Genomic DNA, 24831 nt, shown 5'->3' with positions numbered 1-24831 from the left:
TCAATCCCCTTCTTCGTCCCCGGCTTCTGTCAGCTCCTCGTCGTCGGGCAGAGGCACTTCACGCAGCAGCTTCTTGAGATTGGTCGAAATCTCGTTGCGAATGTCCTCGAATATCGGCTCAAGGTCATCGTTGGTGTTGTTCTGCTCAGCCACAGCGAAAGCCCACAGCAGCAGATCCATACCCTCAACTGCATAGCCACTGGCGGCAGCCCTCTGATAGATTTTTAGATAGAAGTCGTGGTGCTTGTTAATGCGGACGCCTGCCACGAAGCCTGACTCGGCATCGCTGCGCATGGCCGGCTCCCAGAGATCGCCGGACGTAATGGTTTCAACAGCTTCAACGTGAATACTGTCCGGGTTTACGTGCGTGTCGACGGGCACCCGGAGCTTGATGCCTGCGCCGCGATTGTTGTTGAGTGTAGCGGTTTTCTGACCTGCGTCGGCGGACTGGACGTCCGGCTTTTTGGTCGAAGGCGTATTGCCGATGACCTTATTCGCGCTGCCGTGATCGACGCCGCGCTCGACCGCAGCTGCCTTTTCCTTGCGTCGGTAGCGGTTTCCTGCCTCGCGATAAGTCGGCTGAAGCAAGGTCTTGAGCGCTTCCTCAAGGGCCGGATCGAAGAGAATTTTCGACTTCTTGACGTCGACTTTGAAGGCCTCATCAAGCTTATGAGTGAAGTCGAACTCGACGCGCAGCAACGATGTGTGCGGCTCGACAGCGCCAAACACGCCGAGCCAGCCACCCTGCTGGATCACACGCCCTTCGCGATGAATGTAAAACCCCTGGCCGCGGTTGGTGATATTCGCGACTTTCTGCTCGGCTTTGGTGAGATCCCGGCGGTTGGGCAGAATCCACGCCCTGATTTGCGCTGTTTCAACCGACCCGTCTTCCAGTTCGATCTCAAGCTTCTGCTGTTCAGGCGAGAGGACCTGATCGGCCTTTTCAGGATAAAACGGGTTCCACGGTCTGACTTGCTCGCCATTTACGGTTATCGAGACGTGCCTCTCACGATCGTCCCCTTCGTCGAGGAAGCGATAATAAATAAGAGCGACATGGTCGATCAGCCGCTCACCCAGTCGTCTGATTGCAGCCTGTTCTCTCGCGCCACCCGGATCGTCATATTCTTTCGACAACAGACGGTCGCATTTGGACCAGACCACTAGCGTGCCCTTGTCACCGCAAAGCTCTTCAAAGAGCTCATAGTCGTCTGCAGTCATTTCTTCGCGGAGCATTTCCCACTGATTCTGCTCTTCGACATGCTCAAGGTCCCAAGCGAGCTTAGCGAAGTCAGCCTCTTCGGATTCGCGGGAAATGACCGTAAACCTGAGGCAGACTGAACTGGATGCCGTCTTGAGACCAAGGCCAAATTTGCCGAGACTGGCGAGATTAGCTCTGGCAGGCGCCCCGTAACGCATAGCGTCGAACAGCATCTCGCTGTCCATTCCATCACCATTGTCACCGAAGTAAACGAATTTACGGCCGTCTTCGGCCAGCTCTATTCGTACATTGACCTCGGTCGCGTTGGCCGCGATTGAATTGTCGATGATGTCAGCGGCGGCGGTATTGAAACTGTAGCCTGTGTCCCGAAGCCCGTAAATGAGCCGTGGCGCGTCGGGTTGATTAATCAGATCATTCACTTAGCCGCCCCCTTGAAGGAGGGCACCTTTGCTGAATCCAGCCCGCTACCCCCCGCGTCGAACGGCGTCGAACTTAGCGGGATGATTGTTAAATGAAAGCTGACAAACGATTTGCGTTCAAAGACTGTCTCCGTTTCGCACCTCGACATGGCTGAGATAGACCTCAACTTTTTCCAAGGTCCGTCGCCGCGGCCGCCTTCCCTGTCTTAAGTCCAGGACAAACCGCGGATCGCCAACCGCCCGACGACCGAACCGTGTCGCCGACATATGCGATTCTTTCAGATGACGCTCAATGCGGTCCAGCAATTTCATGGCCTTCCTCGACTCACTCAGCACTTGTGTTCCTGCTTTGTTCTTAGTAGGAAGGTTCCATCGAGTCTAGGAGATTTCCTTCTCTCCTGAGACCGTCAGAAGGAACGACACGATGGAACATGTCAGAGAGGAGCTTGATCGCCTGATCCAGCAGAGACGGCTCGGATATTCCTCGATCTCGCGGATGATCGGACGAAACTCGTCCTACATTCAGCAGTTCATCAAGCGCGGCTCGCCGCGAAAGCTGGATGACAATGACCGGCGCACGCTTGCCAGCTTCTTCGGGGTCGACGAGCAAGTGCTTGGCGGACCGCCCGCACCCATACGTGACGGGTTGATCGAAATACCCGTGCTCAATGTCGATGCATCGGCAGGTTTCGGAGCGATTGCCGAAAGCGAGACCGCCCATACCCGCTTCGGTTTCGACGAACGCTGGCTTGGCCGGCTAACGCGGGCAAAAAGCGCCAGCCTTTCGATCATCCACGTCCTGGGCGACTCCATGGAACCGACGCTCAGCGATGGCGACGAGGTGCTGGTCGATGCATCGGACCAAGGCTCGCGGTTGCGTGACGGCATCTACGTCCTGCGCGCCGACGACGCGCTGGTGGTCAAACGCGTGACGCTAAAGCCCGGTGGCCGCAAGATCACCATCAGTAGCGATAATTCGGCTTATCCCAGCTGGGACGACGTCGACCGGTCCGAAATCCAGGTGGTCGGGCGTGTCATCTGGTTCGGACGCGCGCTTTAGGAGCTCTCCTCGGCTCAGATCCCGATTTCGAAAGGCTTTACCCTTTCCTTTGTCAGTTCGGGCTTGTCACTTGCATGCGAAGCGCTGCCAACATCCTTGTCTTGCGAAAGGCCCTTGGCCGCTGCCGCTTTGAGCCTTTGTGTTACTTCTAGGGCCGATGCTTTCTCGCCGCTGTTGGACTTGATGGCCCGGCCGAGTTTCTCGGCATTATCTGCAATCAGCGTAAGGCCGTCGCGAAGCCGCGTGACCGTGACCAGGAAGGTCTGCCGGTTGGCGAGATTGCGTTCGCGGCTGTCCATCACCGCGATCCCGCGATCGGAGGTCAGTCCCTGCGCCATATGCGCATTGAGGGCATAGGCGAGGTCCATGCGTTTGAGCATGGGGTCGCCGCGGCTCAGGCGGAGCTCTTTGCCCGCTGATGTCTCCACCAATACGCCCTTCGTGTCGATGGCCACGACCCTCGCCTGGTCGGCGTTGAACAGCCCGCGCTTGTGGTCATTGTCGGTCCAACGAATCTTGTCACCCTCAATGATGGACAGCGATTTGCGTTCGAAGAGCGACAGCCGGCTATCGTCTGCGCCTGGTCGTAGACGCGCGGGATTGAACTTGCGAACCCGCCCCTTCCTGTCCTCAAGCACGAGCTGCTTGCGCGCATGGTCGATGGTTTTGACGGTGTAGTCGCCCTTGGAGAGTTTCTGGGTGCTGTCGCGCGAGCGAAAGTTGAGGACCATGCCCGGTTGATATGCGCGAAGGTATCGCAGCTCCTCATGTGTCACATTCACCCGCGAATGAACGGTCAGCCGGCCCGATCGTGGGCCGAGCTCGCCATTGGCCTTGAGCCCGCGCTGGACAGCCTCGTTGACCGCAGACCGTAAGGCTCGACCCGACGCGTAGATCGACGTTCGATCCCGATCCGCCGGGCTGAGCGAAAGCCACTTTTCGGCAGCAACAATCGCACTGTCCCCGCGAGCCTCGATGGTTGAAGGAGCGAGAGCCTGGAGCGCATCGTCGATGCGTCCCTCCTGCGCGGCGGCCTGGGCTCGCCGCAGGATGGGATCGCGGCCGCGCAGATTCACATCCATTTTGGCGCGCTCGATCCCGGCCTGCTGGACGAGGTCGAAGGGCTTACCGGCGTCGACGGCGCCTAGCTGTCGCTTGTCGCCGACGAGAACCAGGCGATGGACTTCGGCTAGGTTTGCCAGCCGTACCAGCTTGGCCTTGTCCTCGTTCGACACCATCGACGCCTCGTCGAGCACCAGGACATGGTCTCCGAGCGCGCTCCGAGCCTCGCCAAGCAGGGAGGCATTTCCCGGCTCGTGCAGAAGCCTGCCCCATTGGGCAAGAAAGCGGGCAATGGTCATCGAACGGATGCCGGTGTCGCGTTCGAGCATCTGGACGAGCGTGTTCTGTACCGCGAGCCCCAGCACCTGCTTGCCTTCCTCGCGGAGCAGCTGGGCAACCGGCTTCATCACGCTGCTTTTGCCCGCCCCGGCTATGCCCTGGATCGCTAGGATCCTGTCACGCGATGAGAGCACAAGACTCGCCGCATTCTCCTGCCCTTCGTTGAGCGAAATTCCGTGGTTGATCGCGGCAACTGCCTGAACCCGTTCTGCAGCGTCCGGCCGATTCAGGATGGGCAACACCGCACCTCGTCCCTGGTCGACGTTCGCGAGAATGGTGCTTTCAAGGTCAAGCGCCTCCCGGCTCGCCAGCCAGCCTTTGTGCTCGCCTTTGCCGGATTCGAGTGCGCCGCTTCTGACCAATGCGTTCACACGGGTTTCGATGTGGTCCACCGTCGTCGGAAGCCCAAAATCGAGTGCCGCCTTCAGCAATCCCTCACGGGGAAATGCTGCCTCGCGCTGTGAGAGATGACGCACCGCAGAGGCCACGGCCTGTGCGGCCGCGATGGTCGGCGCATCCTGCTTGAGGACATGGGCAGGGATCAGTGGATCAGCCGGATCGCCCTTGATCCGCTGCGCGAACTCTCTCAGCTTCACAATTCCACGCTGAAGAAGGCTCCCTTCTTTCGATCTGGGAATGTCCTTCGTTGCAGCCCGCATCTGCGACGCATCGATCAAGCGGGCAAGGTCAATTCCGACTTCCTGGGCTTTCTGCCGCCACGCATCGAGAAGGCCTTCCCGGTCCCTGACGGGCGCCTTGCTTTTCCTCGTATCGAGCACAGCAATGTCGCGGGTTTTCGGGGTGTTCTCACCCAGCTGGCGTACCGCGTCGAGGACTTCTTCGCGCCGCGTCGAAAAGGCCATGACCTGCTCGCGGGCAATGCCCGCTGCTTCGAAGTTGCCATGCTTTCCAACCGGCCCTGCTTCGTAACCCATCTTCTCGACCGCCAGACGAAAGCGCGCCATGGTCATCGAGTTGAGCAGCGTGTTGAACGACCAAAGCTTGTCGTTGCGAAGCGCGCGCCACTTCCCGTCGCTGCCTTGCGTGACATTCGCCACGACCGCGTGAAAATGCAGGTTTGGTTCCTGGTTGCGATTGGTGTCGTGCTGGAAAAGACCAATCGTCAGATTATCTGTCGCGACCTTCCCGTAGCCAGCCTGACTGCCCATCCGGGTCTGCGCCGCGTTCTTTTCTGCCCAGCGCAAGGTCTCGATGACGGCCTCGCGGTAGGCATCGATAATCCGCTGGTCACCGCCCACCAGCGCTATCAGCGACCAGCTTTTCGGGAGTGAGAATGTGAGGTCGGTTCCAGGCCTGTGAGCTTGGCCCGGATTGCCGACTCGGACGCCACCGGGAAGTTCTCCCCGCAGCAAGGCATCGAACTGCTCGGCGCTGACGCGCCCCTCAAGACCAAGACGTTCCGCTCCCTTCCCGACCCAGGTTCCGGAACGATCGGCATCGGCACCGGTGTAGTAATTGTCTGCCGCGAAATAGCTCGCAGCAGCCGAAGGGGAGCGCACATTGGCAACGGAAAGCATTCTGTCTGGTCCTCATCACGGCTCCCCTCGCGGCCAGGTAATCCCTCCCCAATTGCCTCTCACATATCTGGCTCGAACTCGCCGAAGTCCTTTTCTGGGGGATCTGCGACCGCGCCTTCGCGCAGGTCTTTTTCGACCGGTGTGAGAAGCTGGCACCCGTTAGCCGCCGCACGGCCATGAGGCGTCGAGCCGTCCCTGCCACCTGCGTCATCGCCGGCTTCTCCGGGTTCAGACAGATGCTGTTCCCCGCCCATTGCTGGTGCATCCTCTCCGGTTCGCACGGCGGCGAGAGGTAGCGTTGGACCTGCATCCAGATGAGCATCGGGACGGGTTTCGGCACCGAGATTAGCAGCAGCGCGCCCTGCATTCAGCTTTTCAAACTGCACAGGCTCCTGACGATCCTGCGGTTCATCGGCGACACGGCGCTGCCCCTCCAGGTCGAGTTTGAGCTGCTTAGTATCGACAGGCTTACCGGCACCGTCATCGTTCGAGGCGGGATGCTCGTCATTCGGTTTCGAACCCGGCTTTGCTTGGGGCGTCATTGCCGCAGGACCCTGGCCAGGCTTTATGAGCGGTTTCACGCGGGCGATGAAACCTTCGGCAATACGGCCACGCGTCCGCGGAATGAGCGAAACCGGCGCAGCGGGGAATCCGTCAGGAAATTTGATGTAGGCCGACAACCTCGGAAGGTTCATAAACTGATCGGGCAGGAGCAATGGCTCGATCTGCCGCCTCGGCGTCAGGCTGACTGCATCGCGCGCATTGTTGTACCCGTAGCTGTAGCCTTCTTCCATGTCGCGCACCTGCCGGTGGCCGATGAAATCGGAGCACCAGGTCGCTGTCTCTCGATCGGCCGTCGCCAGGATGAGCTTGGTTCGCGCAAGCGAGGAAAGTGTCATGGCCATGTTCTCGCCGTAGACTTCCTTGAGCTTGGCAAACGCATGCACCCCGGTGACGATCGCACCGCCAAAATTGCGCGCGGTTTGCAGCCCCTTTTCGAGGGCCGGTAGTCGGTGAAGGGCGCCGAGTTCGTCGATCAGAAACCACATCCGCAGGTCCTGCGTGCGCTCGAGCGTCATGAGCGTATTCATCGCCGTGTCGAGCCACAGCGTCAGCAATTGCGAGGAGATGCTCATGTCGACATAGCGGGCAGAGAGGAACAGGATCGAGCCTGCCTGGCAGTCGCCTTTGACCCAGTCACGGACCGAAAAACGCGGTCCGGATGAGGGCAAGAGCTTGAGCACTTTCGCATTCGCATTGAATACCGCGCGGATCGATTCCGCCATGCGGGCCGCTTCCGGGGCGGTCAGCGGATCGGCCATCGTTCCTCGCATCAGCTTATGCACTTCGGACAGGTCAGCGGTCATCAGCCGCCGTGCCAAGGCCTCGTTGGTTGCAGTGCCGGTACGAGCAAGATGAAGACACATCTCGACGAACAGCATGCGCGCCGCGAGCACCCAGAACTGTTCTGAACCACCCCCGTCATGGGGCACGAGCGCTTCGGCAGCGGCATGAAACTCAGCTTCCGTCGTGCAGTCGTTGAACACGCTCCACAGCGGACACCGCACATCGACAGGATTGAGAATGATGTCGCGCGCGGGATCGTAGAAGGCTTCGATAAAGGCCCCTGTCAGGTCGAAAATGACCGCGCGCTGGCCGCGTTCACGCGCTTCGGCAACTAGTTCGGTGAGCGCCACGGTCTTGCCGGTTCCGGTCGTACCGATGAGCATGGCGTGGCTCTGCTCGAGCCGCCACGGCCAGCTTACGCCGGCGAGATGTGCGGGTTGGTAGTGGCCCGCTTCGGCGAGCGCCGACGAGCTCGCAAGCCGCCACTTCCAGCCGAACTTGCGTCCCAATTCCTCGGCCCGGAATGCCTTGTTGTGACGCTCGATTTCCTCTTCGAGTTCGTCGAGCGAAACAAGCATTGCACCGCGCTCGTGCTTGCGCTCCTTCGACCGCCCGCCAAAGCGCTCGGCGAACCACCAGAAAAACACGAAGGCCGGGATCAGCAGTACCGCCGAGACCAGCAATCCCTGCTTCACTGCCGTACGAAACGCCTCGACCGCCTCGCGCATCGGCGGGAACTCGCGAACGATGCCGAACGGGAGGCCGACCCTTTCGCCGTCAAGCAGTTCAAGGTTGACCAGCTTGGCCGGATCGAACTCCATGAATGCATAGAGACTGGCGTAGATATGCATCCAGACCAGGTAGATCTGGTGATCACTCAGAGCCGACCGCACTTCCCAATAGCAGGTGCCGACCGCTACCAGGCCGGTGACAATCAAGGGGCCCTTCAGGCCGGCTGCAAACATGAAACCAAAGTGGCCGAGCAACTGGCTCCCGCGGGTGAAATTCAGGAGATTATGCTTCATGGGATTGGCCTCCCATGTTTGCGTTGACGGGGAGGCCAAGACGCTCGAGGCGTCGCCGGTAGGCCTCGTGAGTACGGTCGCGCAAACTCGCGTCAGAATGGCTGGCCAGAAGCGCATCGAGCGCCACCGAAATGAAGATTGCCTGGCGCGCGGGATCGAGCCCTGCGGGCCTGTCCTTCGCCTCGTTATCGCGCTGCCACGCTGCGACGATGAGGTCACGAATAAAGACGCTGACACTGACGCCATGGTCCGCGGCACACTGGCGAACCCAGTTACCAACGGAGAGAGATACGAATGTCTGAAGCCGATCTTGTCGGGTCATGATACAGGTTCCTTGTCGGGCCGACGGAACCTGGCTCACCTTGCGGAAGGTGCCGATGAGAATAAATCGTGAACAACTCGCAGTCAATCGAAAGATTCGGACGACATTTCAGAGTGATAGATGGATGTGAGTTGTCAGCGGATCAGCGCAAAGCCGCTCTACTCGCAGACGGGTTGATTTCGCCCAAAACCACATTCTCTAGCAATAACAGAAAGATAAATCCCGAAATCGCGGGGTAGGGTGTGCACGAAGTTGTTCCCTATTTGGACCGCTGCGATCGACCACTTCCCCCGCCAAATTTCGAGGGTGAAGCCTTGGTTTCACGCGGATTTTGTAGCCCATCCGGGGCATGAGGGGAAGTCGTCACCGCACGAGTTTGTTCTCACCCAGCCCCCGTTTGGTAACAGATGGCCATCTGCTCCGACCAGACTGGGCGGTGGATTAAGACGCATGAAGAACGTCAACCCCTCCCGCCTCTTTCGTGCAGGGCGCGGTGCGGCAGGGAAGAGACAAGCGCCGGAAAGGAGCGAAACTGAGTCGCGGTTCTCAACGCTTTGCGGCGCTTAGGACACATGGAGTGTGGAGCCGTAGACCGGCTCAGTCGCCCTGTCGGACGGTTTGGCTCCTGGCGGCCCTTACGGGACGAAGGTACGGCAGTTGGATCATCAAGAGAGCGGCGCTAGCGGCAAGAGACTCGCGTACCGCAATCGCGGCTTGGGGGCCGTCACGTTGAGGCATTCTCCTGCCGGTCCTCCCATCGCCCATCCCGCGATTTCAGGGGCAGTTTGGGAGCCAAACGGACCCATTCAGCGAACTCCATACTTCGACCGAAGCGTGGCCCTCTCGGACGTGCATGGGGTCCGGGCGACCCAGTTTCCATAAAGCTTTGACACCATGACGCAGTATGGTGTGAGATTGTCGTCGTGATCGAAACCGGCCACGTGGCCAAACTCATGCACGACGACGCTCTCATAGTCATTTTGGTTGCTCGGAGGGGTTCCTGTGCCGTAGTAAAAGGAACCTGCGGCGATCTTGTCGGCGTTTATGACGATGTCCGCATCGGATGTCGTGGTTGCGCTGGAAGCTGTTCGATAAGTCAAACCCGCCCAGTCCGGACTACCGGCATAGAAACTGGTCACCTTGGGTTGGATCTGGACTCCCGTGCGGTCAAGGGAGGGGTTCTGAGCGGTATCCTCGGTTCGCCCCAGACCAGTATAAGAGAACACAAGCTTCGAGCCCACGTCGGTCCACGTCTGAGCCGCTCGTAGCGTGGGCGCATCTCCCGCTTCTGGCATCGCCAAAAGAATTTCGAAGCCGTTCGTGTTTGTCGACATCTTGTAGGGCATGACATCGGCCGACGCGACCGAGGGCAAGCCGATGGCGACCATTGCGCCAGACGCAAACAGAACAATGTGGGGTTTCATAAGAGTGTGCTCCTTATTCAGTCGGTCTGATGCCGGTCAGTTTATCTGCTCCCGGTAGTCAGCCAGCGACTTGCCATTCGATGCGGCGCTATATCCGGTGGCAACTAACGTGCCGTCGGTGATGCGGTAGGGCGAAAATTGTGCAAGGACGCGTGTCGCCTTTGGCGAGGGGCGCGTGCCAGTGAATGCGGCATATCTCGTTGGTGAGACCAACAGCAGGTAATCACCGGCCGACCCCTCGGTGAGTTCTCCGGCGATTGCGACATCGGTTCCGCTTGCCTGCATTAGCTGAATCGTGTCTCCAGCTGAGTATCCGCCCTTGAGGCTCTCCACGACTTCGAAATTGGCGGCCGAACCTATGCCTTTCACGCCTTGGATGGGCGATACAGATTTCAGGCGTCCGACGACCACAACCTCCGACGCCCAGAATTCCTGTTGAGTGTCCGGGCGATAAAAGAGGACGTTGGCCGCTGCCTCGACGGGTGAGATGCCCGAGCGAAGTGCTTGGTTTAGATCAGCTGGCGTTTTGCCGACGCTGGCCAAGTAGTTTGCAAGCGTACGCAGTAGCGCAGATCGAACCTCATCCTTACGTGCACCGCCCTCGATGTCCTTGTTTGCCAGCGGATCGCGAGCAATAAGGACCGAATAAATTCCCTTTGCGATGTTTGCCTTGCCCGAAGCATTCAACAGCCCGTCTTGTGCGGCCAGTTCGCTCTGCTTCTGCTGAAGGTATGGCCCGACGAAGTCTCTTTCCTGAGCGCCACCGTCCTCTTGCGACGCGACAATGCTGGGCGCAGCTAAGCTGCAAAGCACAGCCGCAACCGCGGACGCTTTCATCACTTTAGTCATAGCGAATTCTCCAGTTCGGTTATCGGGAAATTGAAACTCGCATTCCCGATCGCACTTGCCTGGCCGTTGATGATCTTGAACAGTGCGAGGGCCTGTGTGTGGCCAGAGAGCGGAGCGCCGCCTCGCGCGACCGATCCTTCGGCGTATGCCGCGCGGGACGCAAAGATCAAAAGGCGGTCGCCCGGTCGGAAGGATGCATCGCTTTTGCCCTGAAGCACGTTGACCACCCCTGTGATATCGGCGACGGACCCGTCGTTGTTGTACCCTTCGCCAAATCGTAAACGGACATTGCCGGCACTGCCCTTGTAAGTGCGTTCGGTGCGGATATCGACGGTCGTCCGATTTCCGTCGGGCCCCGGCGACCGGTTATCGACGGAGGTCACGACTCCCGTGGCAACGACGTCCGCCTGACGAACTAGAGCGCTCAATTCCGTTTGATGTTCTGCTACCACAGAGCGCGTTGAGACGCTTGGAGATGGGGCAGATGCCGGCAAGGGCGGGTTCGGAGCAGAAGCTTCCGATTGCATCGGCGCAGCCGCACATGCAGCCAAAAGCAAAGTGCTCGAAGCAAAATAAACACGATTGTCCATGCTGCGGAAACACCACAACCGCCGATTGGGTTCCGAAATCCGGGAAGCAGCCTACAAATCTGCCTCAAGGCCTGGAAGTGCTTTCACAATCGAAATCAGTTCACCTAGATTTGTTGCATTCCTGGAGCGGGATTCACGCACTTTCGAGAGCTGTAGGCTAGAGGCGGTGCTGGCACCCCACTCGATCTTCTAGAACAGATATTTTCCGCCATGAAGAGCTCGATCAGGTCGCCGATGCGCTGGGCTGCCTCGATGACATGACCATCCTCTAGATGGGCATAGCGGGTGGTCGTGCGCACATCGGTGTGGCCGAGCAGCTTACCGATCATCGGAAGCGTTTCCGAATGGGCGGCGGCGTGGCTGGCAAAGCTGTGCCGCAGATCGTGGATGCGGACGCCGGGTAGGCCCGCCTCATCACGCAGCTTGCTCCATAAATTGCCGATGTCCGTGATCGTGCGTTGGGTGGCCGGGTTCCAGAACACATAGCGCTGCTTCTCCCGGCGCGGCAGGGCGTGGAGGATCGTCGCGGCGGCTTCGGCCAGCCAGACCGTGCGCGGGCCAGTCTTGCTGTCGGTCAGCAGCAAGCGCCTACCTCGCACTTCGCTCCATTTGAGGCCGGTGATCTCCGACTTGCGGCAGCCGGTCAGGATCAGCAAGCTGATCGCCGCGCAATGCAACGGAAAAGTTTTGCGATGCCTGTCGAGCACTTCGCCAATCCGCCTGAACTCCTGATCGGACAGGAAGCGCTCGCACTTCCGCCCCTTGTTCTTGCGGATGTAGAGGCAGGGGTTCGATCCTTCGGGCCGCACGCCCCATGCTTCCGCCTTGTTGAACATGGCGCGCAGGATTTCACCGCAACGGTTGGCGGCGCCAGGTCCGCCGGTGTTGGTGATCCGGTTGAACCATTCCTGCACATGGCGTTCCTCGATCTCATCAAGGAATAGGCCTTCAAATGCCCGGTCGAGGTATTTCCGTTTGTAATAGTGGTGAGTGTAGAGCGTGGACGGCTTCCATTTCGGCGACACGCGGTCCCAGTAGGTCTTGAGGAAGTCCCGGTAGGATGGAACCTTGCGCAGCCGCTTGCGCTCCTCCGCCGGGTTCTCGCCGGTCTGGGCGCGCAGCAGCACGCGGCGTGCCACATCCATTGCTTGCGCACGGCTCAGCACTTTGGCGTTGCCAATCGTCACCGTGCGGGTGCGCCCTTCCATGCGTGCCTGCACGATATAAACCTTGCGACCGCTGACATAATGACGGATGCCAAAGCCCGGCAGTTCTCGCGTCCAGCAGGTCTTGCGCAGTTCACCCAGGCCACCACACTTGCCGATAACATGGAGCCTGAGACTGCCAAGCTCCTCAGCGACGATGCCCCGCAGGGTCAGCGCGTTCATTGCCCGACTCCGATAAGGCGCGCGATCGAACCGGACACGCGTTCCGCTGCATCGGCGACGATCTCGTCGGACAGGTGAGCATATCTGGTCGTCGTTTCTGCCAGCGCGTGGCCCAGCATCTTGCCGATCACCATTAGTGAGATGTTGTCGCGGATTGCGACCGAGGCGAAACTGTGGCGGAGGTCATGCAGGCGCACGTCCGGCAAGGCCGCGCGATTGCGGATTTTCGACCAATGGATGCCGAGCGTGATCGGCTTGTCGGGATTGCGGAAGGAGGGGAATAGCAGGCCGGTTGATTTCCGGTCTGGGAGCGATGCAATTACATCGGTAGCCTGTTGGTTGAGATAGACGATCTTCGCGCCGGTCTTGCTGTCGGGCAGCATCAGGCGCGGTTCCTGCACCCATTCCCAGCGCAGTTGCTCGATCTCCCCGCAACGCGCTCCGGTGAAGATCAGGAGGCGGATCGCCGCGACATAGAGCGGCTGCTCTGCCTCATAGTCCCGCAAAGCCGTGGCAAGCCGCGAATATTCGTATGGAGACAGAAACCGCTCCATCGGCTTGCGTTTGTAACGGGGCGTGCCCTTGCAGGGGTTAGAGCCGCGCGGACGCAGACCAAGGCGCTCGGCATAGCCCATCATCACCGAGAACACCGGCAAGGTGCGGTTGAAAACCCCGGGTCGCTCAATGAAGCTGTCGCGCCAGAACAGGATGTCGCCCTTCGCCAGTTCATCGATCCGCCGATTGCCAAACGCACCGAGGATTTCCTTGAAGATGGCGCTCTCGTTGCGTTTGCGGGTCGAAGGCTTCCAGTGGCGCGCGTAGTCGGCCCAGAAGCGCTCGGCGTAATCACGCAGAAACGGCGCATCACTCCTTTGCGCGGCGCGGGCCTTCTTGCGCGTTGGCAGACCGTCCAGCGCTACCTCCGCCAGTTTCGCCCGCGCGAGGCGGCGAGCTGTGGCGGGCGAGATGTCGCGAGAAGTGCCGAGCGACACGCGCCGCAGCTTGCCGCGCTGGCGGAACAGCACGAACCATGTCCGCCTGCCGCCGGGATTTACCCGCAAGCCAAATCCCGGCAGGTCAACATCCCAATACTCCCTGATGCGCTTGCCGGGTTTGCGCCGGACGATATTGCCGTTGAGCCGCACCCGATTGGACGGCTTTGCCTTTTCACCACTCCCGCGCCCTTCACCGGATGGGACAGGGGAATGATTCGAAGCTTCTCCCGCTGGTAGCAGATAGCCATTTGCTTGCATTGACTTGCTCCTCGTTGTAAAGGAACAACTTCGCGTAACCTATTGCTTAACAATCTCTTTCTGCCGCATGGCGGCGTAGGGTGTGCTCCTTTGTTCCCAAGTGCGCGAGGTGGTCCAGGCAATGAGAGGGATTGATCAAGGACGACTTTTCCCGATCTCCATGTTGGAGCGCGAGCAACCAAGCCTGGCAGCTCACAGCATGCAGATAGAAAGCAGTTGGACGCCTCCAGCCGAAGACAGCACCTGCGAAAGAGGCAGCGGCCAAGGGCGCGTGGGAAGCAAGGCAAGCGGGACCTGTCGCGTGCCCAAGCTTCCCGCCGCCCGACCCGGTGCCGGTTCGCAAGTGCGCGCGGGGCCCAAGAACAAAATACGCCGCACCCTCAGGAGCGCATCGCAAGATGCGCGGGACAGAGTGCGTCCACAGCCCCGCTCCACTTATCGGGTGCCGCCGCAGTGCGGTGGGCGGCCGTCAGAGCAACCGACCGAACCGGGTTTTTGTGCTTGATTGGACTACCCGGCGAACAAGAGAAAACGGCAGGAACCGTTCCCGGTTCCCGCCCTGTCGGTAGTCTCAAAACTCGTCGAGCATGCCGCCGTGGACCGTGTGGACCACCCGCGCTGCGAGATGCACTGGCAATATGTTGTAGTCACCCTCGTCGAGGGCAAAGTACCCGAGTTCGTCATCCTCGATAACGTGCTGATCGAAGAAGCTGTGCAGCGCTCTCTTCTCGGCTGTTTCCAGAGCATCGAAATAGCTCCGGGACGGAAGGGCGCAATGCATCGAATAAGCCATGATAATCCTCCTGATTTCTGTCGTGAGACGACAGGAGGTGCGCGCGATGGTCTTGTGCATCCCGGGTCAGGGATCGCCCGGCTGGGCGACCGCGATAGCGGCGGTGGGGGTAACGATTTTGTTCGCTGCCGGATGCAATCCGGTGGCGGGCAAAATGGTGGGGCCCCGCCGTCCTTGAGGCGGGAGGCGCAAGGCCATCATGCTGGGAGAACCGTGAGCAAGAACCCACTACCTCCGCCCCAATATCGAACGCCTGCTGCGTGCGAATTGCATTTCCTACACCCCGATGACGCAGGCATGGAGACAACCAGGGAGCAGACCCGAGGGGGACAAAAGGACAAGTAACATGCCCCGAAACAGGAGCGCTATTGCAGCCCTGCAAAAGCTCGAAGCAGACCGCGAGGCGCTCGACGCCAAACAGCGCGAGCTCGAAGTACAAGCGGCCAGAGAACTCGGAGAAATCATCCTGGGAAGCGGCCTCGAAAGCTTCTCAAGGAAGGGCCTGAGGAAGGTTGCTGAAGAACTCGGGAAACTCGGCGAGGATGCCGCGATCGAGAAACTGACTGGGCGCGGTGCAACCCGTGCCTCGAATGCAGCGCCGGGAACCCAGTAACCACAGAAGAAGAGGCCCTGCCGCTTGCGGCAGAGCCTCTTCGTAAGGGGGACGATCGGGATCGATGTCAGTCGATATCGGGAGCGTCGGTGTTGTCGTTGTCGTCGCTCGACCCGTTGCCGCGGGAGAGAAAATCGACCTTGTCCGCGAGGATCTCGGTGCCGTAGCGCGTGACACCGTCCTTGTCCTCCCACTGGGTGTAGTGGATGCGGCCCTGCACGCTGACCAACTGGCCCTTGGAGCAGTACTGGCCGACGGTCTTGGCGAGGCCATTGAAGCAGGTCACGCGGTGGAACTCGCTTTCCTTGGCGGTGTAGCCGTTCTCGTCCTTGTAAGTCTTGCCGTCCTTGTCGCGTGCGGGGCGATCGGTGACGACGGTGATCCCGGTGACATTGGTGCCGCCCTTGGTCTCGCGGGTGTCAGGATCGCGAGCGATGCGGCCGGTGAGGATTGCGATATTGGTCATGATGTGAGTCCTTCAGTTCCTCAAACCGGAGACCATCTCCGGCTTGCGAACATCCAGAAGAAGCAGGGCATGGGAGGACTGCACCGCAGGCCAAAAGGGCCGAAGGGGAACCTGTTCATGACGGGTGGTGCGGGCAGGCGCGCGAAGCGCGACCACACGGCCGGAAAGGAACGGGTTGCTGTCCTCAGCTGACCTGATTCAGGACTGTTCGCGAAGAAAGCCGGATGGGTATCGGGTGCGGGCCTGAAGGTGCCAAGACCCTACTGCAATCAGCCTGCCCCATCGCCTTCCGATGCCGCCAGGAGATCCATGAAGTTGCGAGCTGCTTCCCGGTCTTCCTCGCTTTCGAACGCCACGTCGAGATCGGGGGCAGACCCGAACATGTGCAGGAACGACCATAATGCAAAGCGCTTGCCCCGGTCCTTCTCAAGGCCAAGATCGACCCGGCAATGTTCAATGCCGGCTGCAAAGGTGTCGGGGGCAACCCCGGAGAGGTCGGTGGTGGCAAAGTAGCGCTGCAGCAGATCGTCAAGTTGCATGACCGGTCCATAGTCGGGTCGGCGCCGAATGCACATCCAGGCGATTCAGATACGGATGACGTAGGCCCCCCTCAGGACCCGGGAGAGGTGCCCAAGGGGCCGCGACGATCGACCACGGTGATCCGGCGTATCTTGGCATCGATCACCAGTCGTTCGGTCACGCCATTGCCCGGAAAGGCGACGACGTAACGCGGATTGAGCGAGAGCATCTGCTCGTTGCGCTTGAACCCGGCGCGGGCACCAAGCCGACGATCGAGCGAATAGGTCAGCTGCTGCACTTCGCGGCGTTCGGCCCAGCTGGCGGCCAGGCGATCGGCACCCTTGCCGTCGCCGCCATGGACCAGAAAGAGATCGGGAACCACATTGCGAACCTTGTCGAGCGTCGCCCAGATATTGTCGGCGTAGACGCGCGCATCCTCGGCGCTCTCGAAGCTCTGGCGACCACCGGCGAAAACGACCGGAGTGCCTTCCGGGATCAGGGCATGGCGCCGGTTCTCGGCGCGTGCGCGAAGGAAATCGCGGGCATCTATTACGGCCGATGTGAGACCCCGGTAATGGCTCGTGCGCGAGCCCGAAACAGGCTTCCACGAGGACCCGGTCTCGTCGCGGTACAGTGCAGCCGCAGCCTCGCGCATCTGCTCGAAGGCCAGCATGCTGGCTTCGGCAGCCTGTGCGCGTTCGACCTGCTCTTCCAGATTGCTCGAATGCACTTCGGACCCGTCGGCTGATGCGAGGAGGACCCGGATCTCGTCGGTGGCTCGGTCAAGCTGAGCGGACTTCCGGCTGGCCGCACGGTGAAAGAGATTGACTACGCCCCAGGCAATGTCCTCGGCATCTGCTTCCAGGGCCGTGTCGGAAAACATCGCGAAAAGATCGGACCAGACTGCAGCGAGGGTCTGCTCGATCGCATCCTCGCAGGGAAAGTCGGTTGCATTGAATGGAGCTGGCCTAATGCTGAGGCCTGAAAGGTCGAGGCCGCTCAACTGATCGATGAAGCTGTCGTACATGGGGTGTCTCCTGATCGCGGGGACAAGGAAAGGAGGCACCATTGCCTCGGCCCTGTCCGCCGGAGCCCGATCAGGGCCGGTAAAAGGGGCGTGACGCACCGCGCAGCGGGAAACCTGCGGCCCTAGGCTGGCGCGGGCAACACGGGCCGACGGGCCGCAGGTTGCGGCGCGCCCCGACCGGCCCAAGGGCCTCTCCCGGCGGACAAGGATGAGGCTGGATTAGGACCCGGTGGCACAAGCGGACTGGGAGCGCTCGAAGATCGCTTCGCCATTCGAGAATCGCCCGACCAGGCGCATCTCACCAAACAGGTCGATGAACCTACCCGACACCTGGGCAAGCCAGTGCTGCGCCCTCGCCGTTCTCGGTGTGCAGTAATCGGCTTCCCAGTACCGGGCGTCATCGCGTTCGGCGAGTCAGATCGCGGCGAGCCCGCAATAGGTCGATATACCGCAATCGGCGAAGGCGTTCCGCAGGAGGATGCGATCCTCGCGGCCGCGCCATCCATCGAAGCGCTCGAACGAAGGGAAGGTCGCCTTCGCAGTATCGATGACCTCTTCGACGAGGCACTCATAAGCCCAGTCGGTGTCGTCCTCTTCGCCGTCATCGAGCAGGCGAAAGGCTACTACGGAGCCGGTCGGATAGCTGACGGAACGTCCCATCTCGCTGCTCCTCAGGCTGCATCATCGAGATCGATGTCGGTCTCGCCTTCGCTAGATTGCTGGCCACCCAGTTCGAGCAACAGGCTGGCCGCTTCCTCGGCCTTTGCTGCAGCCGTCAGGATCGCACGCTCGTCCGATTTGAGGATGTTGAGCCAGGACGCGATGTAGCTGGCGTGATGGTCGAGGTGGGTGACCGGAAGACCCAGTTCAGCGCCGAGAATAGCCGAGGACAGTTCGGCGATCAGTTCTTCGGCAGCATAGGCCTCGCTGCCGAAGCGGTTCTTGAGATCGCGGTCGAGCCGCGAGGAATGCCCCGTCCAGTGCGACAGCTCGTGCGCGAGCGTCGCATAGTAGTGGTCGTAAGCTTCGAACAGTTCGGTTGGCGGCATGGTGACGCGATCACGCAGCGGTTCGTAATAGGCCTGAGCGCCATGGTGACGCAGGTCTGCGCCGATATGAGCAAAGAAGGCATCGAGCCGGTCTTCGCGTCCTTCGGGCTCCAGCGCTGCAGCGAGTGGTTTGGGGTGATAGAACTCGGGGAGACCATCGCACTGGTCGGCGTTAAACACGGCATAGGCTTTGAGCACGCGCCGGTTCTCGGTGTCCGCTTCGCCTTCGGCGTTTTCGACCTCCTTAGTGTAGCTCTTGTAGAAAATCGCGATGGTTGATTTCTCGCCTTTGCGGACCTGTCCGCCGAGTGCCTGACACTGACGGTAGGTCATCCAGTAAGGCGAGGCGTAGCCGCAGCCATCGGCCACCATCCACAGCCAGAAGGTGTTCATCCCGCGATAGGGCGTCCCGCAAGAGCGCAAAGGCCGTGAGACCGGCACACCGCGCCACGGCTTGACCCAGGGTTTTGTGCCTTGCTCGAGCTTTTCGATAATGACGGCGGTGATGCGCTGAGCTGGCGAAGCTGAAGCAGTGCGGCGGGATCTGGTCATGGGAGGTCTCCTGATGACCGGGACGGACAAGTCCCGGTTCAGGAAAAGCAAAGCTGTCTCCCCTCTCGATTAATGCGCACGGCTGTGCGCCTTCACGCCAGTCATCTAAGAGGGCCGACGATCGCACGAAAGCGAACATCGGATCAGTCGCCTCGATCTGTCCGCGATGTCGGACGAACCCGAAAGTCGCCTTTGGAAGCCGGCAAGGCTGTAAGCTGCCGCTCGAACAGACGATAAGACGGAACAGCTTCGCCTCCCCCGGTTCGCGCAAAACACTGTGGATAAACTTCGCTGACAGCGAAGAAAGTTCTGGACGAGCCGGTGCCGCTGTGACAGACAAGCTGTGTCGTTAGTCAGAAAGGGGACTGCCATCATTCACTGAAGGGCAACCTTCGCGGGGGGTGTGAACCTCCTACCATTATGGCCGTGTCATGCGATCCGTGTGGCGGCCACGGGCGGCCCCCGATGGCGGGGGACCGCTCAGGCGATCAGGGTAAGCACGTTCCTTCCCCACCTTCCTAGCCAGATGGCAGCGCCACCGTTCCAGGTGGTTGGTGAAGAAGGAGAAAGTCGATGACTCATCGGGACGACGACAAGGAACGTGGGCGGTTGAAGTTGGAGAATAAGCTGAGGTGGGCAAACCGATTGGTGAACCCGCAGACGCTGAAAGTGATACTGGCGGTTGGGCCATGGATTGCGAAAATCCTTCGTCTGACGATTGAGTTAGTAAAGCTGTTCAAAGGATGATCCGCCCACCCTGCATTGCGCATCAGATTTTTAAGGAGCCAACATGCTTGGTGAAGCCCTCAGGCTCATTCGGGTTTATCACGACCTGAAACAGAAACAGGTCGCTGAACGGCTCGACATATCGACTTCGTATCTTTCCGAAATTGAGAAAGGACATAAGACGCCAACGCTTGAAGTGATCCAGCGCTACTCGGACGTCTTCGGCCTACCAGTCTCTTCGATCATGTTCTTCGCTGAGAGCGTTGAAGGTGGCGGTTCGGCCGACCGTGCGCGCACTTTCGTTGCTGGCAAGATGGTCGGGCTTATGCAGTTCTTGGAGGCACGCTCGGACCGGGCCTATGCCGAATAGACCGACGCATTCCCTGAACCAATCGTCGCTCTTTAAATTGCGAAGTCGCTCGAAACTGGCAGCGCTCCTGGGCATTGCGACCGCAGACTTACGCGCATTGTCTGCTGGCGACACCCTCTACACCGAATTTGACATACCGAAGAAATCGGGTGGCGGCCTGAGGCACGTTGAAAATCCATGCAGGGCATTGAAGCGGGTGCAGGCGAGATTGGCGAAGCTGCTGACCCGCATCAATCCCCCAGACTTTCTGTTTTGCCCCGTGAAGAGGCGTTGTTACGTCGCGAATGCTGCCGCACATCGCGGCAATCGCGTTGTCCAATGCCTCGATATTCGTAAGTTTTTCCCCAGCACCCCGCAGCGACGGGTATTCTGGTTCTTCCATCGCATCATGCAGTGTGAGCGCGATATCGCTGGGCTCCTTGCGAACCTTGCTTGCTACCAGGGGCATTTGCCCACGGGCTCTCCCTTGAGCCCAATCATGGCCTACTTCGCCTATTACGATCTGTGGGAGCGCATTGCCGCTTTTTGCAAAGAGCGCGGCTACACCTTCACGGTGTACATCGACGATGTCACAATCTCAGGGACCCGTGTTCCGAAGGCGGACATCTGGGAGGTGCGAAAGATGATACACGGCATGGGACTGCGCTACCACAAGGAAAAGACGTTCGTGGATCAACCGGCCGAAATCACCGGCGTTGTCGTGCGGGACGGGGAACTGCTCGCCCCATTTCGGCAGCACAAGAAGATGCACGAAGCGAGGGCCCGGTTGGCCAAGGCGACCGACAACGACCGCGACGCGCTGCTGGGCAGGGTCGCTGGCATTGAAGGACAGATTCAGCAGATTGCGGCGAAGAATTAAAGCTGTGGCATGATCCGCCGGATTGGGCGTGATTGGCCGGCCGCAGGAGCAAGCTGCACGCCATCCTCGCACATGCTAGTTCAACCGGATGTCCCTGACCCGCGATAATCATTACGTACCGCAGTGGTATCAGCGACTGTTTGTCGAGCCCGGCGAAAGCACGCTGGCCTATCTCGATATGAAGCCGCACCGCCGAACCCTCGACGACGGTCGCGAGGTCGTGGGAAAATCGCGGTTTCGGGCGCAGCCGAAGCGCTGCTTCTTTCAGACCGATCTCTACTCGACCTTCTTTGGAACGCTGGTCAACGACGAGATCGAGCGCAAATTGTTCGGCGCGATCGACGACCGTGGGGCAAAGGCAGTCAAAGCCTATCTCAGTGCCGACGAATCGGCGTGGCACAGCCATTTCCAAGACCTGTTCGAATTTATCGATGTCCAGCGGCTGCGCACGCCCAAGGGCCTTGACTGGTTACGCGCCCAATATCCCGCGCTCAGTCAGAACGAGCTGATGATGGAGATGCAGGGGCTGCGCAATTTCCACTGCACCATCTGGACTGAAGGCGTGCGCGAGATCGTGTCGGCCGAGGAGGCGGGCACCAAGTTCATCGTAAGTGATTCTCCGGTCACCATCTATAACCACGCCGTGCCGCCGGATGCCGCATTGTGTATCTACCCGCACGATCCCGTCATCGCGCTTAAGGCGTCGCAAACGCTGTTTCCACTGAGCCGGGACTTCTGCCTGATCCTAACCAATCTCGAATATGCGCAGGCGCCCGACGGGCCGCCGCTTGAGAAACGGACGTTCGCTCGCAATTTTCGTAGCTCGATGGTTAGCACGATCGCCTTCGTGCGCACCCGCAAGCTCGATAATCATCAAGTTGCGCAGATCAATCAGGTCCTCAAGTCCCGCGCGCGCCGCTACATTGCCGCCGGTCGCGAGGATTGGCTGCATCCCGAGACGTCCGTGACCGAACCTTGGGCCGAACTGCGCGACACTCTTCTTCCCAAGGACCAGCTCTGGGAGTTCGGTGGGGAGATCTATGCCCGGTTTGAGGACGGTCATGTTCATTATCAGGATGCCTTCGGACGCACCGAAAAGCCGCGTGAGTTCCTGATCAAGCCGGCGCGCGCAGCGCCGCCCAAGGCTGGGGAGGCGTGCGGCTGCGGGTCAGGGGCGCCCTATCGGACCTGTTGCAAGCCGCTTCCGCTCGCGCTTCGCCCAAGCTGGGAAGATATCTCGATCCGCGAGCGCAACGTCAGTCTTCACCGCGGTATTGTCAACATTCTCGGGCTCGATTCCGGCAAGGACTGGGTGACGGTGCGCCGCGAGCTTACCGACCAGCAGATAGGCCAAGTCTACCATCTCTACGAAGCGCTCTGGCCACTCGAAACCGATCTTCTCAAATTGCTACCTAAGCCCGATGGGCGCCCGCGCGCGGTGTTCACCGGTTCGATCCACCCCGAGACGATCATCGAGTTCGCCTTTGCCGCACCGCTCTATTTCGGCGAACTGATCGTCGAGCACCCCTTCACGCACAATGGCGCGGTCGCGAAGAAGTTCAAACCTGTCGAAAACCCGCGCAGTTATCATCTCGAGTTTCTGAAGGCGGTTGTTCTCTTCCTCAACATCATGCCGCTGGTTGACCTAGGACTCGTCAACCTGATTCCGGATCCTTGCAATTTTGACATCCATCTGCGCGACCAGATGATGCACATGGCCCAAGAGCGTGCGCTCGGCGCGAAGTTTGACCGCAAGGACGAGCCGCGTGTGGATGCGCTGTTCCGCCGCGATTTTAAGCGCAGCTTCCTGATGTGGCCGGACGACGGGCTGATCGCACAGCTCAAGGAGAATTTCCCCGATCTGGATGACGCGGGCGTGACCGACATGCTGAAAGGCGTCGCCCACCTCAAGGAAGCGGACCCGCTCGTCGCGCTTGCCGGCGACATCTTCGAGGGCGACAAGGAGGGTGGCCAACTTCAATTCTTCAAGCTCGCCCCCAATTTCGAGATGGCTATGTATCTCGCGCAGGCGACCGGCGCCGCGATTGTCACCGATAGCCGGTTTCGCTGGCGCGAGCTGCAGCGCGCGCTTCGCCCTCGCTTAGGGCCGGTCGTCGCGCATCTGGGTGCGCTTGCAAATACGATCGAGGGTGCGACCTTTTGGTTTCCCAACGATGGGCTGGATGTAGCCAGGCTCGGATACGAAGGCACGTTCGCCGCCTATCCCCAGATGATGGGCAAGGTGTTCGGCTATCTGAGCCGCATCGCCGCTCGCGGTCCAAGGCCCAATTGGGAGGCGTCCATCGCCCCCCGCTTCTTGCGTGAGCACAAACAGGTGCAAGCTCTGCTCGCTAAGCGCGAGCTGAAGGGAACGTCAGGCCGCATCCACTGCGCCTTCCCGGCGGGCGGCATCCAGGACAATTCGGTCAACCGCTTGCTCCTCATGTCGAGCTCGGAGTATCATCTATCGAGCGTGCCGATGGCCTTCTTCATCGAACCTGCAATCACGTTTGTGCGCGAGGGTAGCGCCGTCCTCGCGCATCCCGCCGCCGAATCATGGCGATGACGCACGCTGCTGAAGCAGCGACCATACTTCGCTGAACGAATGGCGGCTATTAGGGAAGTCGTTTGATGGCTCGAATGTCGGCTATGTTGGCGGTTTGCGCCCACGCCCGAAACGCGCTCAAGCTGCAGATGGAAACTGACGTCTTAACGGCACGAGAATGTCTTCGATCAATCTGGTGCGATCCAGACTTAGTGCGGCGCGCCGGACTGTGAGACTGACAGGGCGCCGCTCGGGAACGCCTCCCATCCCCATTTGTACGGAATTAGGACTTGCCGCATGCTGCGTCTCTGTCCGCCAACCGCGATGGGCTACCCCGGTCAAACGTACCGCGATGATTAATTGCGTCAGGCGCTGAGTGCGATCGATGTGATCGATGGTTTCTGCAGCAAAATCGAGGGCAACGCCCAGTCGATGCTGAACCGACTCTTCAATAATCACCATGCCGCCCATGTGATCCAGACCCCGCCCTTGCGCCCGAGGCTCATCTAGAGGAATCCGAACAACAACCGACCCATGCTCAGTTAGACGAATGCTGGCACCCCGCTCTTGGCGGATCACGAGGTCGGCGCCATCTAGACCGCTGGTAGTGCCGATCGAACGCTCAAACAGTCGCTGCTTTCCGTATAGAGCCGACTGCTCCAATCGCTCTGCGAGCGTCTGATCTTCAATTTCAGCCGGGCGTAGAATCCGTTGTTGCGGTCCGCCGACGATAACCAATTCAAGCATAGCAGGCGCCGCCTGATTCTGACTTTCAACTGGAAGCATAGCCGAAGCGCGAGCTGCCATCTCCTGCTCATCGACAGGCCCCGTCGCGTTAGCCAATGTCACATCATGAAGCGCGCGCGTCACGCTGTCTTGAAGGTCATCGGCTTTCACAAAGCTGCCGCGGAACAGTCCTCCCTCCCAAGCCTGTACCTCGGCAATGAAAGCGGACTGTTCGGGCCCCGGAGAAATGCCCTCTTGAACAAAAGCGAGAACCGGCTTGGTTTCGCGGGCCTCGCGGTATTCCTGATGGGTCGCCGATAGGGTAGAGTTCGGGGGCACAAAACCATAATGCTCGCCAAGGATCAGAACCACTGCATCGCTCGTTCGCAAACCTTGCAGGCAAGCGATCTGGGGTGGGTTTGGCTGAGCGCCAAAGTCCTCTGCCATCACTGGCTCGTGCCGGAGCGTGGTGACGGCCCTACGTGCAGCTGTCCGCTGAGCTTCGAAGCCAGTGATGATTGAGCTGATAAAAATCCGCATCGGGCAAATTTAAGGTGGGATCACGCTTTGTCCACCGAGAGACCGCCTGAACAAACGACAGTTACCAAGATGCCATGTGAGGGATTAGAATGACGGCAATGTTGGCGGCTGCTAACAGGCGGCCTCAGCGCTAAGAATGTCAGGTTCCAGAAGTATCGTGTCGAACGCGGGACCGGGAGAATACGAAAAGGCGGCCCGTCCCGATTGGGAC

The 24831-nt window shown here is 59.9% G+C and carries 20 protein-coding genes and 1 pseudogene; 5 read left to right on the top strand and 16 right to left on the bottom strand.

Annotated features, from left to right (window positions below):
- Positions 1-1638 (bottom strand): ATP-binding protein, encoded by a 1638-nt coding sequence (locus tag N0B51_RS13905; RefSeq protein ID WP_259963183.1) that lies wholly within the window; start codon positions 1636-1638, stop codon positions 1-3.
- A 424-nt stretch (positions 1639-2062) separates the two neighbouring features.
- On the opposite strand from N0B51_RS13905, the gene N0B51_RS13895 reads away from it, so the two are divergent.
- The gene (locus tag N0B51_RS13895) at positions 2063-2698 is read left to right on the top strand and encodes a S24 family peptidase (RefSeq protein ID WP_259963181.1); all 636 of its coding nucleotides are present in this window, start codon (positions 2063-2065) and stop codon (positions 2696-2698) included.
- A 14-nt stretch (positions 2699-2712) separates the two neighbouring features.
- Here N0B51_RS13895 and mobF read toward each other — a convergent pair whose 3' ends face one another.
- From mobF to N0B51_RS13850, 9 genes are all read right to left on the bottom strand, one after another.
- Entirely contained in the window at positions 2713-5637 is a 2925-nt protein-coding gene (gene mobF, locus N0B51_RS13890; protein ID WP_259963180.1) for a MobF family relaxase, read from the bottom strand.
- A gap of 59 nt (positions 5638-5696) precedes the next feature.
- On the bottom strand, positions 5697-8009 hold the full coding sequence (locus tag N0B51_RS13885) for a type IV secretion system DNA-binding domain-containing protein (RefSeq protein WP_259963179.1): 2313 nt from the start codon (positions 8007-8009) through the stop codon (positions 5697-5699).
- Positions 7999-8331: a hypothetical protein gene (locus N0B51_RS13880; RefSeq protein ID WP_089217209.1), complete on the bottom strand. Its 333-nt coding sequence runs from the start codon at positions 8329-8331 to the stop codon at positions 7999-8001. The genes N0B51_RS13885 and N0B51_RS13880 overlap by 11 nt, the downstream gene beginning before the upstream one ends.
- 806 nt (positions 8332-9137) lie before the next feature.
- Positions 9138-9755, bottom strand: coding sequence for a zinc metalloprotease (locus tag N0B51_RS13875; RefSeq protein ID WP_259963178.1), 618 nt, complete (start codon positions 9753-9755; stop codon positions 9138-9140).
- A 36-nt stretch (positions 9756-9791) separates the two neighbouring features.
- Positions 9792-10604, bottom strand: coding sequence for a hypothetical protein (locus N0B51_RS13870; RefSeq protein WP_259963177.1), 813 nt, complete (start codon positions 10602-10604; stop codon positions 9792-9794).
- Entirely contained in the window at positions 10601-10987 is a 387-nt protein-coding gene (locus N0B51_RS13865; protein ID WP_259963175.1) for a hypothetical protein, read from the bottom strand. Before N0B51_RS13865 ends, N0B51_RS13870 begins: the two co-directional genes overlap by 4 nt.
- Before the next feature lie 311 nt (positions 10988-11298).
- Complete coding sequence (locus N0B51_RS13860) at positions 11299-12582, bottom strand: site-specific integrase (protein ID WP_259963174.1); 1284 nt, start codon at positions 12580-12582, stop codon at positions 11299-11301.
- Positions 12579-13835, bottom strand: a complete 1257-nt coding sequence (locus N0B51_RS13855) for a tyrosine-type recombinase/integrase (RefSeq protein WP_259963173.1) — start codon at positions 13833-13835, stop codon at positions 12579-12581. Before N0B51_RS13855 ends, N0B51_RS13860 begins: the two co-directional genes overlap by 4 nt.
- 571 nt (positions 13836-14406) lie before the next feature.
- Positions 14407-14628, bottom strand: coding sequence for a hypothetical protein (locus tag N0B51_RS13850; protein ID WP_007013427.1), 222 nt, complete (start codon positions 14626-14628; stop codon positions 14407-14409).
- Positions 14629-14974: 346 nt separating this feature from the next.
- On the opposite strand from N0B51_RS13850, the gene N0B51_RS13845 reads away from it, so the two are divergent.
- Entirely contained in the window at positions 14975-15241 is a 267-nt protein-coding gene (locus N0B51_RS13845) for a DUF6437 family protein (RefSeq protein ID WP_007013426.1), read from the top strand.
- Between the two features lie 67 nt (positions 15242-15308).
- Here the strand turns inward: N0B51_RS13845 and N0B51_RS13840 are convergent, their stop codons facing one another.
- The 5 genes and pseudogenes from N0B51_RS13840 to N0B51_RS13820 form a co-directional block, all read right to left on the bottom strand.
- The gene (locus N0B51_RS13840; RefSeq protein WP_259963171.1) at positions 15309-15707 is read right to left on the bottom strand and encodes a single-stranded DNA-binding protein; all 399 of its coding nucleotides are present in this window, start codon (positions 15705-15707) and stop codon (positions 15309-15311) included.
- Between the two features lie 269 nt (positions 15708-15976).
- The gene (locus N0B51_RS13835; RefSeq protein ID WP_259963170.1) at positions 15977-16246 is read right to left on the bottom strand and encodes a hypothetical protein; all 270 of its coding nucleotides are present in this window, start codon (positions 16244-16246) and stop codon (positions 15977-15979) included.
- 71 nt (positions 16247-16317) lie between these two features.
- Positions 16318-17253, bottom strand: a complete 936-nt coding sequence (locus N0B51_RS13830) for a DUF2493 domain-containing protein (protein WP_259963169.1) — start codon at positions 17251-17253, stop codon at positions 16318-16320.
- A 219-nt stretch (positions 17254-17472) separates the two neighbouring features.
- A pseudogene (locus tag N0B51_RS13825) lies at positions 17473-17913 on the bottom strand (hypothetical protein).
- An 11-nt stretch (positions 17914-17924) separates the two neighbouring features.
- On the bottom strand, positions 17925-18854 hold the full coding sequence (locus tag N0B51_RS13820; RefSeq protein WP_259963168.1) for an ArdC family protein: 930 nt from the start codon (positions 18852-18854) through the stop codon (positions 17925-17927).
- 790 nt (positions 18855-19644) lie between these two features.
- Between N0B51_RS13820 and N0B51_RS13815 the strand changes: the two genes are divergently transcribed.
- The 3 genes from N0B51_RS13815 (at position 19645) to N0B51_RS13805 (ending at position 23375) form a co-directional block, all read left to right on the top strand.
- Complete coding sequence (locus N0B51_RS13815) at positions 19645-19950, top strand: helix-turn-helix transcriptional regulator (protein WP_259963167.1); 306 nt, start codon at positions 19645-19647, stop codon at positions 19948-19950.
- Positions 19951-20047: 97 nt separating this feature from the next.
- Positions 20048-20809 carry a reverse transcriptase family protein gene (locus tag N0B51_RS13810; RefSeq protein WP_259963166.1) on the top strand — a complete coding sequence of 254 codons (762 nt, stop codon included), beginning with the start codon at positions 20048-20050 and terminating at the stop codon, positions 20807-20809.
- 88 nt (positions 20810-20897) lie between these two features.
- Positions 20898-23375, top strand: a complete 2478-nt coding sequence (locus tag N0B51_RS13805; RefSeq protein ID WP_259963165.1) for a DUF4238 domain-containing protein — start codon at positions 20898-20900, stop codon at positions 23373-23375.
- A 117-nt stretch (positions 23376-23492) separates the two neighbouring features.
- Here N0B51_RS13805 and N0B51_RS13800 read toward each other — a convergent pair whose 3' ends face one another.
- Entirely contained in the window at positions 23493-24620 is a 1128-nt protein-coding gene (locus N0B51_RS13800; protein WP_259963164.1) for a DUF4062 domain-containing protein, read from the bottom strand.
- Between the last annotated feature and the right edge of the window lie 211 nt (positions 24621-24831).

Source organism: Tsuneonella litorea, from assembly GCF_025154015.1.
GTDB lineage: Bacteria > Pseudomonadota > Alphaproteobacteria > Sphingomonadales > Sphingomonadaceae > Tsuneonella > Tsuneonella litorea.
Note: the sequence above shows the minus strand (reverse complement) of the source record. Positions and strands in the feature narration are given on the sequence as shown.